This window comes from Streptomyces sp. NBC_01431 (assembly GCF_036231355.1).
Classification (GTDB): Bacteria; Actinomycetota; Actinomycetes; order Streptomycetales; family Streptomycetaceae; genus Streptomyces.
In genome coordinates, this window is sequence record NZ_CP109496.1 from 2,298,398 (window position 1) to 2,312,662 (window position 14,265).

The 14,265-nt window shown below is 67.9% G+C and carries 11 protein-coding genes and 1 rRNA gene; 2 read left to right on the plus strand and 10 right to left on the minus strand.

Features of this window, described 5'->3' with window-relative positions:
* Nucleotides 1–45: 45 nt before the first annotated feature.
* The 4 genes from OG522_RS10495 to thyX form a co-directional block, all read right to left on the minus strand.
* Nucleotides 46–1,571: ribosomal RNA gene (locus tag OG522_RS10495) — 16S ribosomal RNA — on the minus strand.
* 534 nt (nt 1,572–2,105) lie between these two features.
* The gene (locus tag OG522_RS10500) at nt 2,106–3,791 is read right to left on the minus strand and encodes a ribonuclease J (RefSeq protein WP_329462688.1); all 1,686 of its coding nucleotides are present in this window, start codon (nt 3,789–3,791) and stop codon (nt 2,106–2,108) included.
* A gap of 126 nt (nt 3,792–3,917) precedes the next feature.
* Nucleotides 3,918–4,817 carry a 4-hydroxy-tetrahydrodipicolinate synthase gene (gene dapA / locus OG522_RS10505; RefSeq protein WP_329462689.1) on the minus strand — a complete coding sequence of 300 codons (900 nt, stop codon included), beginning with the start codon at nt 4,815–4,817 and terminating at the stop codon, nt 3,918–3,920.
* Between the two features lie 212 nt (nt 4,818–5,029).
* A complete protein-coding gene (thyX, locus tag OG522_RS10510; protein WP_329462690.1) occupies nt 5,030–5,770 on the minus strand; it encodes an FAD-dependent thymidylate synthase in 741 nt (246 codons plus the stop codon).
* Nucleotides 5,771–5,969: 199 nt separating this feature from the next.
* Between thyX and OG522_RS10515 the strand changes: the two genes are divergently transcribed.
* Both OG522_RS10515 and OG522_RS10520 read left to right on the plus strand, forming a co-directional pair.
* Nucleotides 5,970–6,209, plus strand: a complete 240-nt coding sequence (locus OG522_RS10515; protein WP_329462691.1) for a hypothetical protein — start codon at nt 5,970–5,972, stop codon at nt 6,207–6,209.
* A gap of 127 nt (nt 6,210–6,336) precedes the next feature.
* Entirely contained in the window at nt 6,337–6,897 is a 561-nt protein-coding gene (locus OG522_RS10520) for a hypothetical protein (RefSeq protein WP_329462692.1), read from the plus strand.
* Between the two features lie 84 nt (nt 6,898–6,981).
* Here the strand turns inward: OG522_RS10520 and OG522_RS10525 are convergent, their stop codons facing one another.
* From OG522_RS10525 to eccD, 6 genes are all read right to left on the minus strand, one after another.
* Nucleotides 6,982–7,434 (minus strand): hypothetical protein, encoded by a 453-nt coding sequence (locus tag OG522_RS10525; RefSeq protein ID WP_329462693.1) that lies wholly within the window; start codon nt 7,432–7,434, stop codon nt 6,982–6,984.
* A 17-nt stretch (nt 7,435–7,451) separates the two neighbouring features.
* Nucleotides 7,452–8,204, minus strand: coding sequence for a 4-hydroxy-tetrahydrodipicolinate reductase (dapB, locus tag OG522_RS10530; protein ID WP_329462694.1), 753 nt, complete (start codon nt 8,202–8,204; stop codon nt 7,452–7,454).
* Between the two features lie 37 nt (nt 8,205–8,241).
* Nucleotides 8,242–9,621 (minus strand): M16 family metallopeptidase, encoded by a 1,380-nt coding sequence (locus OG522_RS10535; RefSeq protein WP_329462695.1) that lies wholly within the window; start codon nt 9,619–9,621, stop codon nt 8,242–8,244.
* Nucleotides 9,618–11,837 (minus strand): polyribonucleotide nucleotidyltransferase, encoded by a 2,220-nt coding sequence (locus OG522_RS10540; protein ID WP_329467535.1) that lies wholly within the window; start codon nt 11,835–11,837, stop codon nt 9,618–9,620. Before OG522_RS10540 ends, OG522_RS10535 begins: the two co-directional genes overlap by 4 nt.
* 340 nt (nt 11,838–12,177) lie before the next feature.
* Nucleotides 12,178–12,468, minus strand: coding sequence for a 30S ribosomal protein S15 (rpsO, locus tag OG522_RS10545; protein WP_267056737.1), 291 nt, complete (start codon nt 12,466–12,468; stop codon nt 12,178–12,180).
* Nucleotides 12,469–12,663: 195 nt separating this feature from the next.
* Complete coding sequence (eccD, locus tag OG522_RS10550) at nt 12,664–14,247, minus strand: type VII secretion integral membrane protein EccD (protein ID WP_443074682.1); 1,584 nt, start codon at nt 14,245–14,247, stop codon at nt 12,664–12,666.
* Nucleotides 14,248–14,265: the final 18 nt, after the last annotated feature.

Sequence of the window (14,265 nt, forward strand, 5' to 3'; positions counted from 1 at the left end):
GAAATGGCCTCTGACCAGGCGAACCTGGTAAGAAATGCTCCTTAGAAAGGAGGTGATCCAGCCGCACCTTCCGGTACGGCTACCTTGTTACGACTTCGTCCCAATCGCCAGTCCCACCTTCGACAGCTCCCTCCCACAAGGGGTTGGGCCACCGGCTTCGGGTGTTACCGACTTTCGTGACGTGACGGGCGGTGTGTACAAGGCCCGGGAACGTATTCACCGCAGCAATGCTGATCTGCGATTACTAGCAACTCCGACTTCATGGGGTCGAGTTGCAGACCCCAATCCGAACTGAGACCGGCTTTTTGAGATTCGCTCCGCCTCACGGCATCGCAGCTCTTTGTACCGGCCATTGTAGCACGTGTGCAGCCCAAGACATAAGGGGCATGATGACTTGACGTCGTCCCCACCTTCCTCCGAGTTGACCCCGGCAGTCTCCTGTGAGTCCCCATCACCCCGAAGGGCATGCTGGCAACACAGAACAAGGGTTGCGCTCGTTGCGGGACTTAACCCAACATCTCACGACACGAGCTGACGACAGCCATGCACCACCTGTATACCGACCACAAGGGGGCGACTATCTCTAGCCGTTTCCGGTATATGTCAAGCCTTGGTAAGGTTCTTCGCGTTGCGTCGAATTAAGCCACATGCTCCGCTGCTTGTGCGGGCCCCCGTCAATTCCTTTGAGTTTTAGCCTTGCGGCCGTACTCCCCAGGCGGGGAACTTAATGCGTTAGCTGCGGCACCGACGACGTGGAATGTCGCCAACACCTAGTTCCCAACGTTTACGGCGTGGACTACCAGGGTATCTAATCCTGTTCGCTCCCCACGCTTTCGCTCCTCAGCGTCAGTAATGGCCCAGAGATCCGCCTTCGCCACCGGTGTTCCTCCTGATATCTGCGCATTTCACCGCTACACCAGGAATTCCGATCTCCCCTACCACACTCTAGCTAGCCCGTATCGAATGCAGACCCGGGGTTAAGCCCCGGGCTTTCACATCCGACGTGACAAGCCGCCTACGAGCTCTTTACGCCCAATAATTCCGGACAACGCTTGCGCCCTACGTATTACCGCGGCTGCTGGCACGTAGTTAGCCGGCGCTTCTTCTGCAGGTACCGTCACTTTCGCTTCTTCCCTGCTGAAAGAGGTTTACAACCCGAAGGCCGTCATCCCTCACGCGGCGTCGCTGCATCAGGCTTTCGCCCATTGTGCAATATTCCCCACTGCTGCCTCCCGTAGGAGTCTGGGCCGTGTCTCAGTCCCAGTGTGGCCGGTCGCCCTCTCAGGCCGGCTACCCGTCGTCGCCTTGGTAGGCCATCACCCCACCAACAAGCTGATAGGCCGCGGGCTCATCCTTCACCGCCGGAGCTTTTAACCCCCCAAGATGCCCTGAGGAGTGTTATCCGGTATTAGACCCCGTTTCCAGGGCTTGTCCCAGAGTGAAGGGCAGATTGCCCACGTGTTACTCACCCGTTCGCCACTAATCCACCCCGAAGGGCTTCATCGTTCGACTTGCATGTGTTAAGCACGCCGCCAGCGTTCGTCCTGAGCCAGGATCAAACTCTCCATGAATGTTTACCCGATATCGGGTGCACACATCACGTAAGAGCGGGACGACCAAGCCGGAATAAGGCCGGTCGTCCACAGCGTCCTCGCTGTGTTGTTGCCTGCCCACCACAAGAGCGGAACAGGACTTTTCAAAGGAACCTCGATCCGCCGAAACGGATACGGGGTTGTCAATCTGGCGTTGACTTTTGGCACGCTGTTGAGTTCTCAAGGAACGGACGCTTCCTTTGTACTCACCCTCTCGGGCTTTCCTCCGGGCGCTTCCCTTCGGTATTTCGTGTTCCCGACTCTATCAGACGCTTTCGTGTCCGATTCCCCGCCGGAACTGGGGTTTGCTTCGAGTTCTTCGCTTTCGCGTTTCCCTTTCGGCGGACCCGACTTTATCAGAGATTCTGAGTCGGATTTCCCGCCCCGTCCGGGCGTCCCGTACGCACACGAGTGTGCCGGGTTCCCGTTCAGGCGGAGGCATAAACGTACTGGAGCGGGGCGCCCCGATGCAAATCGGGGCGCCCCGCTCCGGGCGTACCACTGCGGTGGGCGTCAGACCTCGACGACCACGGGCAGGATCATCGGGCGCCTGCGGTACGTGTCCGAGACCCACTTGCCCACCGAGCGGCGGATCAGCTGCTGGAGCTGGTGCGGCTCGACCACGCCGTCCTGGGCGGACCGGTTCAGCGCTTCCTCGATCTTCCCGACCACGGGGCCGAACGCCGAATCTTCGATGCCGGAACCGCGCGCCTGGATGTGCGGGCCACTGGTGATCTTGCCGCTGCTGGAGTCAACCACCACGTACACCGAGATGATGCCCTCGTCACCGAGGATGCGGCGGTCCTTCAGGGAGGACTCCGTCACGTCGCCGACCGAGAGGCCGTCGACGTACACGTAGCCCGCCTGGACCTTGCCGACGATCCGCGCGGTGCCGTCGACCAGGTCGACCACCACGCCGTCCTCGGCGATGACGATGTGGTTCTTCGGCACGCCCGTGAGGGCTCCGAGCTCCGCGTTCGCCCGCAGGTGGCGCCATTCGCCGTGGACCGGCATCAGGTTCTTCGGCTTGCAGATGTTGTAGAAGTACAGCAGCTCGCCGGCCGAGGCGTGACCCGAGACGTGCACCTTGGCGTTGCCCTTGTGGACGACGTTGGCGCCCCAGCGGGTCAGGCCGTTGATGACGCGGTAGACCGCGTTCTCGTTGCCCGGGATGAGGGACGACGCGAGGATCACGGTGTCGCCCTGGACGATCCGGATCTGGTGGTCGCGGTTGGCCATCCGGGACAGCGCGGCCATGGGCTCGCCCTGCGAACCCGTGCAGACCAGTACGACCTCGTCGTCCGGCAGGTCGTCCAGCGTCTTGACGTCGACGACGAGGCCGGCCGGGACCTTCAGGTAGCCGAGGTCGCGCGCGATGCCCATGTTGCGGACCATCGAACGGCCGACGAAGGCGACCCGGCGGCCGTACTCGTGCGCTGCGTCCAGGATCTGCTGGATGCGGTGCACGTGGCTGGCGAAGCTGGCCACGATGATGCGCTTGTCGGCGTTGGCGAAGACGGTGCGCAGGACGTTGGAGATGTCCCGCTCCGGCGGCACGAAGCCGGGGACCTCGGCGTTCGTCGAGTCGGAGAGGAGGAGGTCGATGCCCTCCTCGCTCAGCCGCGCGAAGGCGTGCAGGTCGGTGAGACGGCCGTCGAGCGGGAGCTGGTCCATCTTGAAGTCGCCGGTCGCGACGGCCATGCCCGCGGGGGTGCGGATGGCGACCGCGAGGGCGTCCGGGATGGAGTGGTTGACCGCGACGAACTCGCAGTCGAAGGGGCCCAGGCGCTCGCGGTCGCCCTCGGCGACCTCCAGCGTGTACGGGCGGATGCGGTGCTCCTGGAGCTTGGCCTCGATGAGCGCGAGGGTCAGCTTGGAGCCGATCAGCGGGATGTCCGGCTTCTCGCGGAGCAGGTACGGGACGCCGCCGATGTGGTCCTCGTGGCCGTGCGTCAGCACGATGCCCTCGATGTCGTCGAGGCGGTCCCGGATGGAGCTGAAGTCCGGCAGGATCAGGTCGATGCCGGGCTGCTCCTCCTCGGGGAAGAGGACGCCGCAGTCGACGATGAGCAGGCGGCCGCCGAACTCGAAGACGGTCATGTTCCGGCCGATTTCGCCGAGACCGCCGAGCGGTGTGACGCGCAGGCCGTTCTTGGGAAGCTTCGGCGGGGTGCCGAGTTCAGGATGCGGATGACTCAAAAGACTCTCCTCACCACACGCGCCACGTACCTATAGGGCACGTGGCGCGTATGTCATTCGTGCACTTGCTGTTGTGTATGGGTTTCGCGCGTTCGTCTGGCGCGTATTCAGTTGTGAAGTCTGTGGTTAGAGCTGTACCCCACCGGCCGCCAGATCGAGCGCCAGCTGGCGGGATTCTTCCGCCGTGAGCTCGACCAGGGGCAGGCGCAGCGGTCCGGCCGGCAGGCCCTGGAGGCCAAGGGCGGCCTTGGTGGTGATGACGCCCTGGGTGCGGAACATCCCGGTGTAGACCGGGAGCAGCTGCTGGTGGATCTCGGTGGCCTTGCTTACCTCGCCGGCGAGGTACGCGTCGAGCAGGGCGCGCAGTTCGGGGGTGACCAGGTGGCCGACCACGGAGACGAAGCCGCAGGCGCCGACCGAGAGGAGCGGCAGGTTGAGCATGTCGTCGCCGGAGTACCAGGCGAGGCCGGAGCGAGCGATGGCCCAGCTGGCGCGGCCGAGGTCGCCCTTGGCGTCCTTGTTGGCGACGATCCGGGGGTGCTCGGCGAGCCGGACGAGGGTTTCGGTGTCGATCGGTACGCCGCTGCGGCCGGGGATGTCGTACAGCATCACCGGGAGCTCGGTGGCATCGGCGATGGCCGAGAAGTGCCGGAACAGGCCCTCTTGTGGGGGCTTGTTGTAGTACGGCGTCACGGCGAGCAGGCCGTGGGCACCGGAGCGTTCGGCCGTACGGGCGAGTTCGAGGGTGTGGCGCGTGTCGTTGGTGCCGATTCCGGCCACGACGTGGGCCCGGTCTCCGACGGCTTCCAGTACGGCCCGTACGAGCTGGTCTTTCTCCGCGTCGCTGGTGGTCGGGGACTCGCCGGTGGTGCCGTTGACGATCAGCCCGTCGTTGCCTGCGTCGACCAGATGGGCGGCCAGTCGCTGGGCGCCGTCGAGGTCGAGTGCGCCATCCGCCGTGAAGGGCGTGATCATGGCGGTGAGGACCCGCCCGAAGGGGGTCTGCGGAGTGGAGATCGGAGCCATGGGTAACACGCTACTCGCTGCTCAGCGCCGGGTCCCCCCTCGGGGGCAGGTGGCAAAGGGAGCCCGGCACTGCCTGCTCGGGGGTTCAAGCAGTGCCGGGTCCGTTTGATCAGCCTAGATGAACTTCACGAAACGCCGCAATACGGACACTTTGCGCGGGGTAACCGCACATCTGTGCCGGTATGGTCGCGTCCGGCTGTCAATCCACGCGGCTACGGGGCCACCCTGCCGTTGGTGTTGAAGGCCGCGTAGGTGAGGGGCATCAGCCGGGCCCACTCCCGTTCCATCTTCTCGCCGACCATCTCGATCTCCCGCTGCGGGAAGGACGGGACCTTGGCCAGCTCGTGCTGGGTGCGCAGGCCGAGGAAGTGCATCAGCGAACGCGCGTTGCACGTCGCGTACATGGAGGAGAAGAGGCCGACCGGCAACGTGGCGCGGGCGACTTCGCGGGCGACACCGGCCGCCAGCATCTCCTGGTACGCCTCGTAGGAGCGGCGGTAGGAGTCCTCCATCACGCGCTCGGTCAGCTCCTGCTGGGCCGGCGAACCCTCGGTGAACTCGTACTTGCCGGGGCGGCCCTGCTGGACCAGCTTGCGCTCGGGGCCCGGGACGTAGAAGACCGGCTGGAGCTCCCTGTACCGGCCCGACTCCTCGTTGTACGACCAGCCCACGCGGTGCCGCATGAACTCGCGGAAGACGAAGATCGGGGCGCTGATGAAGAAGGTCATCGAGTTGTGCTCGAAGGGGCTGCCGTGCCGGTCCCGCATCAGGTAGTTGATGAGGCCCTTGGAGCGCTCGGGGTCCTTCTGGAGCTCTTCCAGGGACTGCTCACCCGCCGTGGAGACACGGGCGGCCCACAGCACGTCCGAATCGGACGCCGAGTGCTTCACCAGGTCGACGGTGACGTCGCTGCGGAAGCTGGGCTTGAGCTCTGGGGCGGGGGTGTCGGTCACCGGCGGGTCCTTCCGATTGCGTCGCTCGGGCGGCGCCCACTCTACGGGCCGCCACTGACAACTCTGTCCCTGACGGGTCGTCACCACATTCTTCGGCCAATTCGGCGAATTCGGGCACCAATCGGCAGTGCCGCGCGTCTGTACCAGTAAGCAGCAACAAGTTCGACAGCCCCTCGAGTTTCCAAGGAGATGCGCCCCCATGTTCCGCCGGCGTGAGCCCGTTCCGTTCGCATTCGTCGCCGAGGCCGACCGGTACCGCAGCAACGTCGAGCCACCGCCCCGCGAACGCGCGAGCGCAGGTCAGCTCGTCGGCCGGACCCTGGTCGGGCTCACCGTCATAGCCGGGCTCACCGGTGCGCTGCTCTTCGGGCTGCCCGCCATGGCGAGCCCCCAGTCCCCCGCGCAGAGCCAGCAGTCCGAGGCCTCCACCGGACGCTGACGGCCGTGGACCGGCGCCCCGAACGCGCCGACGCGCGCCCGGACCCCGGAGGTGGCCGCACGGTGACCTCCTGGGTAGCCTCACCCCGCACAGCCCAATCGAGCGTGCTTGTGAGTGAGGATCAGTCGTGCCCCTGCCCTTCCTGACGGCCGACCGCGCAGTTGACGCACCCGGTGAGTACTCCGACGACACCGCGCTGCCCTTCGACGACCACGATCGCTGGCGGCGGCCCTACCGGCCCGGCCCATGGCGGGTCGCCGGGGCGGCCGTCCTGCTGCTCCTCGCCTCGTTCGTCCTGCTCGCCGCCGTGATCATCGCCGCCGCCGGGGAGCCCGTGGGCGGTCTTGTCGTGCTGGGCGTCGCCGTGATCGTGATCGCTTCGTCGCTGCGGCTGCTGCGGGTCGGCGCCTGGGTCAGCCGGGCCGGTCTTCGGCGGGTCGCCTTCTTCTCCACCACCACGGTGGCGTGGCAGCAGATCCGGGGAGTACGGACAGTTCAGCAGCCGGTGCGCTGGCTCGGGCTGCCGCGGACCGTCCAGGGGCAGGCGCTGATCGCCGAGCGGCAGGACGGCCAGTTGTCGGCGCCGCTGCTCACCGATCACAGCGCGGACTTCCTGGCACGGAGCGAGGCCTTCGACCGTGCCGCGGACCTGGTGGAGGCCTGGGGCGACGAGTACCGGCACGCCTGACCGGCGGGCCCGGCTGCCGACAGTCCCCGAAAGCCCGGTTCCGACCTCCCAGACCGAAGGCCGGACCCGAAGGCCGGGTCGCGGCTAAGCCCCGGCCGGCTCGCGCTCGCGCAGGGCGATCGCCCGCTGCATGGCCTTGCGGGCCCGCGGGGTGTCGCGGGCGTCCTGGTAGGCGACCGCGAGCCGGAACCAGCAGCGCCAGTCGTTCGGGGCATCCTCCGTCTCCGCCTTGCGCCGGGCGAAGACGGCATCGGCCGAGTCCCGGTCAATGCGGCCGCCCGCCGTGCGGACCAACTCGTCGACGGGCAGGCCGCCTTCGGCGTCCAGCTCGGCCGCGAGCTTGTTGGCCTTGGTGACGAAGCGGGTGTTCGCCCAGAGGAACCAGATGCCGATCAACGGCAGGATCAGCACCGCCACACCCATGGTGACGGTGATCCAGGTGCCCTGTTCGATGAGCATCACGCCACGGCTGCCGGCCAGGACGAAGTAGAAGACCAGGACGGCGGCCGTGATGAGGTAGGTGATTTTCGCGCGCATGGGACCGACGGTGCCGCTCAGTTGAGGTCGAGGAAGTGTTCCAGGCCGAAGGTGAGGCCCGGAGTGGTCACCACGCGGCGGACGCCGAGCAGGATGCCCGGCATGAAGCTGCTGTGGTGCAGGGAGTCGTGGCGCACGGTGAGGGTCTCGCCCTCCGCGCCGAGCAGCACTTCCTGGTGGGCCAGGAGGCCGCGCAGCCGGACGGCGTGCACCGGGATGCCGTCCACGTCGGCGCCCCGGGCCCCGTCGAGGGCGGTGGCCGTGGCGTCCGGCGCGGGGCCCACGCCCGCCTCGGCGCGGGCCGCCGCGATCAGCTGGGCCGTACGCGTCGCGGTACCGGACGGGGCGTCGACCTTGTTGGGGTGGTGCAGCTCGACGACCTCGACCGACTCGAAGTACGGGGCCGCGAGCTGGGCGAACTTCATGGTCAGGACGGCGCCGATGGAGAAGTTCGGGGCGATGAGCACGCCGGTGGACGGGGAGCCGTCCAGCCAGGTGTTCAGCTGCGCGAGGCGGTCCTCGGTCCAGCCCGTGGTGCCGACGACGGCGTGGATGCCGTGGCGTACACAGAATTCCAGGTTGTCCATCACCGAGGCGGGGGTGGTCAGTTCGACCGCGACCTGGGCGCCCGTCTCGGCGAGCGTCTCCAGCTTGTCGCCGCGGCCGAGGGCCGCGACCAGCTCCATGTCGTCGGCGGCTTCCACGGCGCGTACCGCTTCGGAGCCGATCCGGCCCTTCGCGCCGAGGACCGCCACGCGCAGCTTGCTCATTCGCTTGATTCCTTAGGGGTTGCGAGACCGCTTCGGGTTACGAGACCGCTTCGTGGAGGCGGTCGGCCTGCTTGTCCTTCAGCGGGCCGATGACGGACAGCGAGGGACGCTGCCCCAGGACATCACGTGCCACCTCTCGGACGTCGTCCGGGGTGACCTCCGCTATCCGGGCCAGCATGTCGTCGACCGACATCTGGGAGCCCCAGCACAGCTCGCTCTTGCCGATACGGTTCATCAGCGCCCCGGTGTCCTCCAGGCCGAGGACGGTGGAGCCGGAGAGCTGGCCGACCGCGCGGCCGATCTCGTCGTCGGAAAGGCCCTCGTTCGCCACCCGGTCCAGTTCGTCGCGGCAGATCTTCAGGACGTCGTGGACCTGGCTGGGGCGACAGCCCGCGTACACGCCGAACAGGCCGCAGTCCGCGAAGCCCGAGGTGTACGAGTAGACGCTGTAGGCCAGACCGCGCTTTTCGCGGACCTCCTGGAACAGGCGGGACGACATGCCGCCGCCCAGGGCCGTGTTCAGCACTCCGAGCGCCCAGCGGCGCTCGTCGGTGCGGGCCAGGCCCGGCATGCCGAGGACGACATGCGCCTGTTCCGTGCGGCGGTTGAGCAGTTCCACCCGGCCGACGGTCTTCAGGGCGCGGGCACCGCCGCGCGGGGTGACCGGGACCGCGTCCGTGTGCGAAAGCGCGCCGGCCTTCTCGAAGGCCTTGCGGACCTGGCGTACGACGGTGGCGTGGTCGACGTTTCCGGCGGCCGCGACGACCAGGTGACGCGGATCGTAGTGCTTCTTGTAGAAGCGCGAGATCTGCGCCTGGGTGAGCGAGTTGATCGTGTCGACGGTGCCGAGGACCGGACGGCCGAGGGGGGTGTCGCCGAGCATGGTGTGCGCGAACAGGTCGTGCACGCAGTCGCCCGGGTCGTCCTCGGTCATCGCGATCTCTTCGAGGATCACGCCGCGTTCGGCGTCCACGTCCTCGGCAAGTATCAGCGAGTCCGTCAGCATGTCGCACACCACATCGATCGCCAGCGGCAGATCGGTGTCGAGCACCCGCGCGTAGTAGCAGGTGTACTCCTTCGCCGTGAAGGCGTTCATCTCGCCGCCGACCGCGTCCAGGGCGGAGGAGATGTCGAGGGCACTGCGCTTCTTGGTGCCCTTGAAGAGGAGGTGCTCCAGGTAGTGCGTGGCGCCGTTCAGCGTCGGCGTCTCGTCGCGCGAACCCACCTGGACCCAGATGCCGAAGGTCGCGGACCGGACGGAGGGAAGGGTTTCGGTGACGACCCGCAGGCCGCCGGGGAGGGTCGTACGGCGAACGGTGCCGATGCCGTTGTGACCCTTCAGGAGCGTTTGGGTACGGGCGACGGCCCGCCCCTCCGAAGAGGGGCGGGCCGTCGTCGCGGAACTACGGGACGTCACTTGGCGGCGTCGTCCTTCTCAGCCTCGTCGGCCGTCTCGCCCTCGATCACCGGGACAAGCGAGAGCTTGCCGCGGGAGTCGATCTCGGCGATCTCGACCTGGACCTTGGCGCCCACACCGAGAACGTCCTCGACGTTCTCGACGCGCTTGCCACCGGCGAGCTTGCGGATCTGCGAGATGTGCAGCAGACCGTCCTTGCCCGGCATCAGGGACACGAACGCACCGAAGGTGGTGGTCTTGACGACCGTACCCAGGTAGCGCTCGCCGACCTCCGGCATGGTCGGGTTGGCGATGCTGTTGATCGTGGCGCGGGCGGCCTCCGCCTGCGAGCCGACCTGGGCACCGATGTAGATGGTGCCGTCGTCCTCGATCGTGATCTCGGCGCCGGTGTCCTCCTGGATCTGGTTGATCATCTTGCCCTTGGGGCCGATGACCTCACCGATCTTGTCCACGGGGATCTTGACGGTGATGATCCGCGGGGCGTTGGGGGACATCTCGTCCGGGGTGTCGATCGCTTCCATCATCACGTCGAGGATGTGGAGGCGGGCGTCGCGGGCCTGCTTGAGGGCCGCGGCCAGGACGGAGGCCGGGATGCCGTCCAGCTTGGTGTCGAGCTGGAGCGCGGTGACGAACTCCTTCGTACCGGCGACCTTGAAGTCCATGTCACCGAACGCGTCCTCGGCACCGAGGATGTCCGTGAGGGCGACGTAGTGCGTCTTGCCGTCGATCTCCTGGGAGATCAGGCCCATGGCGATACCGGCGACGGGGGCCTTGAGCGGCACACCGGCGTTCAGCAGCGACATGGTGGAGGCGCAGACCGAGCCCATGGACGTCGAGCCGTTGGAACCGAGGGCCTCGGACACCTGACGGATCGCGTAGGGGAACTCCTCGCGGGTCGGCAGGACCGGCACGATGGCGCGCTCGGCGAGCGCGCCATGGCCGATCTCGCGGCGCTTGGGCGAACCCACGCGGCCGGTCTCGCCGACCGAGTACGGCGGGAAGTTGTAGTTGTGCATGTAGCGCTTGCGGGTCACCGGCGAAAGGGTGTCCAGCTGCTGCTCCATCCGGAGCATGTTGAGGGTGGTGACGCCCAGGATCTGGGTCTCGCCACGCTCGAACAGCGCGGAACCGTGCACGCGCGGGATGGCCTCGACCTCGGCGGCCAGGGTACGGATGTCCGTGATCCCACGGCCGTCGATGCGGACCTTGTCCTTGATGACGCGCTCGCGGACCAGCTTCTTGGTCAGCGCGCGGTACGCGGCGGAGATCTCCTTCTCGCGGCCCTCGAAGGCCGGGAGCAGCTTCTCGGCGGCGATCTCCTTGACGCGGTCCAGCTCGGCCTCGCGGTCCTGCTTGCCCGCGATGGTCAGCGCCTGCGCGAGCTCGCCCTTGACCGCGGCGGCGAGCGCCTCCAGGACGTCGTCCTGGTAGTCGAGGAAGACCGGGAAGTCGCCGGTCGGCTTCGCGGCCTTGGCGGCGAGGTCGGCCTGGGCCTTGCAGAGGACCTTGATGAAGGGCTTCGCGGCGTCCAGACCGGCCGCGACGACCTCCTCGGTCGGCGCCTCGGCGCCGCCCTGGACCAGCTGGATGGTCTTCTCAGTGGCCTCGGCCTCGACCATCATGATCGCGACGTCGCCGTCCTCAAGGGCGCGACCGGCGACGACCATGTCGAAGACGGCGTCCTCAAGCTCGGTGTGCGTCGGGAACGCCACCCACTGGCCGCGGATCAGCGCGACGCGGACGCCGCCGATCGGGCCGGAGAAGGGCAGGCCGGCCAGCTGCGTGGACGCGGACGCGGCGTTGATCGCGACGACGTCGTACAGGTGGTCGGGGTTGAGCGCCATGATCGTCGCGACGACCTGGATCTCGTTGCGCAGGCCCTTCTTGAAGGACGGGCGCAGCGGGCGGTCGATCAGACGGCAGGTGAGGATCGCGTCCTCGGAGGGCCGGCCCTCGCGGCGGAAGAAGGAGCCGGGGATCTTGCCGGCCGCGTACTGCCGCTCCTCGACGTCCACCGTGAGGGGGAAGAAGTCGAGCTGGTCCTTGGGCTTCTTGGAGGCGGTCGTGGCCGACAGCACCATGGTGTCGTCGTCCAGGTACGCCACGGCGGAGCCGGCGGCCTGCTTGGCCAGGCGGCCCGTCTCGAAGCGGATGGTGCGGGTGCCGAAGGAGCCGTTGTCGATGACGGCCTCGGCGTAGTGGGTCTCGTTCTCCACTAGCGTGTTCTCCATTTTGTTGGATGCAATGTCGTCTTTTCGTCCCCGGGCCCGTGTGGCGCGGGGACGGTGGGTGAGCGGCGGAGAAGCGCTCCTGAGGGCGGGCCGGTCTTCGATCGAAGCACCCGGTTTCCGTGCGTTCCGGGGGCCACTACCGAGGACCGGCGGCGGAGGAGGGCTTCTGCTCGCTCTCGCGCGGTGAAGCGCGTTGTGGTGAAGCGTCTTTCGGTGAAGCTTGTTCTGTTGTGCGTACCAGACTACTGAGCGTTCGGTACGTCTCGCATGTACAGCAAAGGGAGCGGCCCCCTAATAGGTGGGAACCGCTCCCTTCACAGCATGCTTACTTGGCGCCGCCGGCCGCACCGCGGCGGATGCCCAGGCGGTCGACCAGCGCACGGAAGCGCTGGATGTCCTTCTTGGCCAGGTACTGCAGAAGGCGGCGGCGCTGGCCGACGAGGATCAGCAGACCACGACGCGAGTGGTGGTCGTGCTTGTGGGTCTTGAGGTGCTCCGTCAGGTCCGAGATGCGGCGGGAGAGCATGGCGACCTGGACCTCGGGGGATCCGGTGTCGCCCTCCTTCTGACCGAACTCGGACATGATCTGCTTCTTCGTAGCGGCGTCGAGCGGCACGCTTACTCCTCAGTATTGTTCGATGCGCCCACGAGTGCCCCTGGTCTTGATCTCAGGGGAGCTTCCGTAACTCGGAGGCGAAGGTCCGATGAGCGCAGCTTCCAGATGAGCGGGGCTCTTCCGGGAGCGCGTACACAAACGGCCGTCACACAGCGTACCAGTGCCCCGGGTGACGGCTGACCCCGGGCGGCGCGGTCAGCTGGTCAGGGCGCGGGCCCTGGCGTACACGTCGAAGACGGCCAGGGTCAGCGGCAGCAGCGTGAGCAGGACGAATCCCTCGGCGATCTCCAGGAAGCGGCCCCAGAACGGGGTCACTCCGCGGCTGGGCACGATCAACGCGATGGCGGTGACCAGGGCCGCTGCGGCGGCGATCGCGGCGACCAGCCACAGGGTACGGATGTCCAGCGCCGCGGTGTCGCCCTTCAGCGCGTCCGCCATCAGGCCGCGCGGCGCCTTGACGCACAGGCCGAGGCCGAGCAGGACGAGGGCGCCGAGACCGGCGGCCAGGGTGGCGGCGACCTGGGCGGTGTAGCGGAAGAGGTGGGCCCGCATGAGCATGGCCACGCCGGTGGCCAGGGCGAGCAGGCGACCCCAGGTGTTGTCACTGAACCCGAGTACCGCGGCGCCGGCGGCCGCCAGGACGGCGCAGCCACCGACCAGACCGACGAGCAGTTCGTGGCCGCGCCGGGCCTGGGCGGCGATGCGCTCGGCGTCGACGGGCTCCTGCGGGGCGGGGTGGTCGCCGAAGTCGCGCTGGGAGGAGTGCGGGGGCTCGAAGCCGATGGGCAGCCGGGCGAAGCGCATGGAGAGACCGGGCAGGAAAGCGAGCGCGCCGACCGCGAGCTGGGTGCAGACCGCGGCGGTCTCGGTCGGCGTCATTCCGGTCAGGATCGCGGTGAACACGAGGAGCACGCCCACCGCGGAGGCCAGCCCGAACGCCACGAAGGGGCCGTCGCCGCGCGGCGAGAGCAGGGTGAGTACGAGCGAGGCGATCAGGACCGCGGCGCAGGCGAGCAGCGCCTGGAGCCGACCGACGCCGTCGTGGGTGGCGAGCGGCAGCAGGCCGGACCCGGCGACCGCGATGTTGGGCAGCGAGCCGAGGCCGAGCGCGACGGCGGAGAGCTGGTCGTCGTAGATCCGGGCACGTACGGCCGCGAGGGTGAGCAGCAGTACTCCGGCGACGGCGGCGAGGATGCCCGGCGCGCCGTGCATGTCGTGGCGCGGGTCGCCCGTCCAGGCGGCGAAGGCGAGCAGGACGAACAGCACGCCGCCGCCGATGAGGCCCGCGGCGCGGGTCAGCCCGGTGTTCCACAGTGTGCGGTCCTGGGTGACCGCGGAGGCGACGGCCTCGGAGACGTCGTCGAAGACGGCGGGCGGCAGCGACTGAGAGAAGGGGCGCAGGGTGAGCAGCTCACCGTCGAGGATCGCCTGGGCGGCGAAGGAGCGGGCGCTGTCGAGGACGGTGCCGTCGCGGCGCACCAGCGAGTAACCGACCGGGGCGCCCTCTTCCGGGCTCTGCTGGGCGAGCCGCAGGATCTCGGGGTAGATGTCGGCGACCGGGATGTCGTCGGGCAGCGCCACGTCGATGCGGCCGTCCGGCGCGACGATCGTCACCCGGCAGAAGCCGAGGCCCGCGCCGGTTGTCTGGCCGGGCCGGTTCGGTTCGGCGGCCGTCGTCGCGGTGGTCGTCGTGGTCACCTTCGGCTTCCCCTTCGCTGGCTTCACTGGTTGCGCTCGCGGTGCCCGGTCGCCCGGTGCCGGGTCGTTCGCCCGTCGCATCAAATGCCCAGATTGCTT

Bases quoted from the DNA above. Each gene is read 5' to 3' on its own strand.
- dapA (WP_329462689.1), bottom strand. From the start codon at position 4,817: ATGGCTCCGATCTCCACTCCGCAGACCCCCTTCGGGCGGGTCCTCACC.
- OG522_RS10515 (WP_329462691.1), top strand. From the start codon at position 5,970: ATGTTCCGCCGGCGTGAGCCCGTTCCGTTCGCATTCGTCGCCGAGGCC.
- OG522_RS10525 (WP_329462693.1), bottom strand. From the start codon at position 7,434: ATGCGCGCGAAAATCACCTACCTCATCACGGCCGCCGTCCTGGTCTTC.
- dapB (WP_329462694.1), bottom strand. From the start codon at position 8,204: ATGAGCAAGCTGCGCGTGGCGGTCCTCGGCGCGAAGGGCCGGATCGGC.
- eccD (WP_443074682.1), bottom strand. From the start codon at position 14,247: ATGCGACGGGCGAACGACCCGGCACCGGGCGACCGGGCACCGCGAGCG.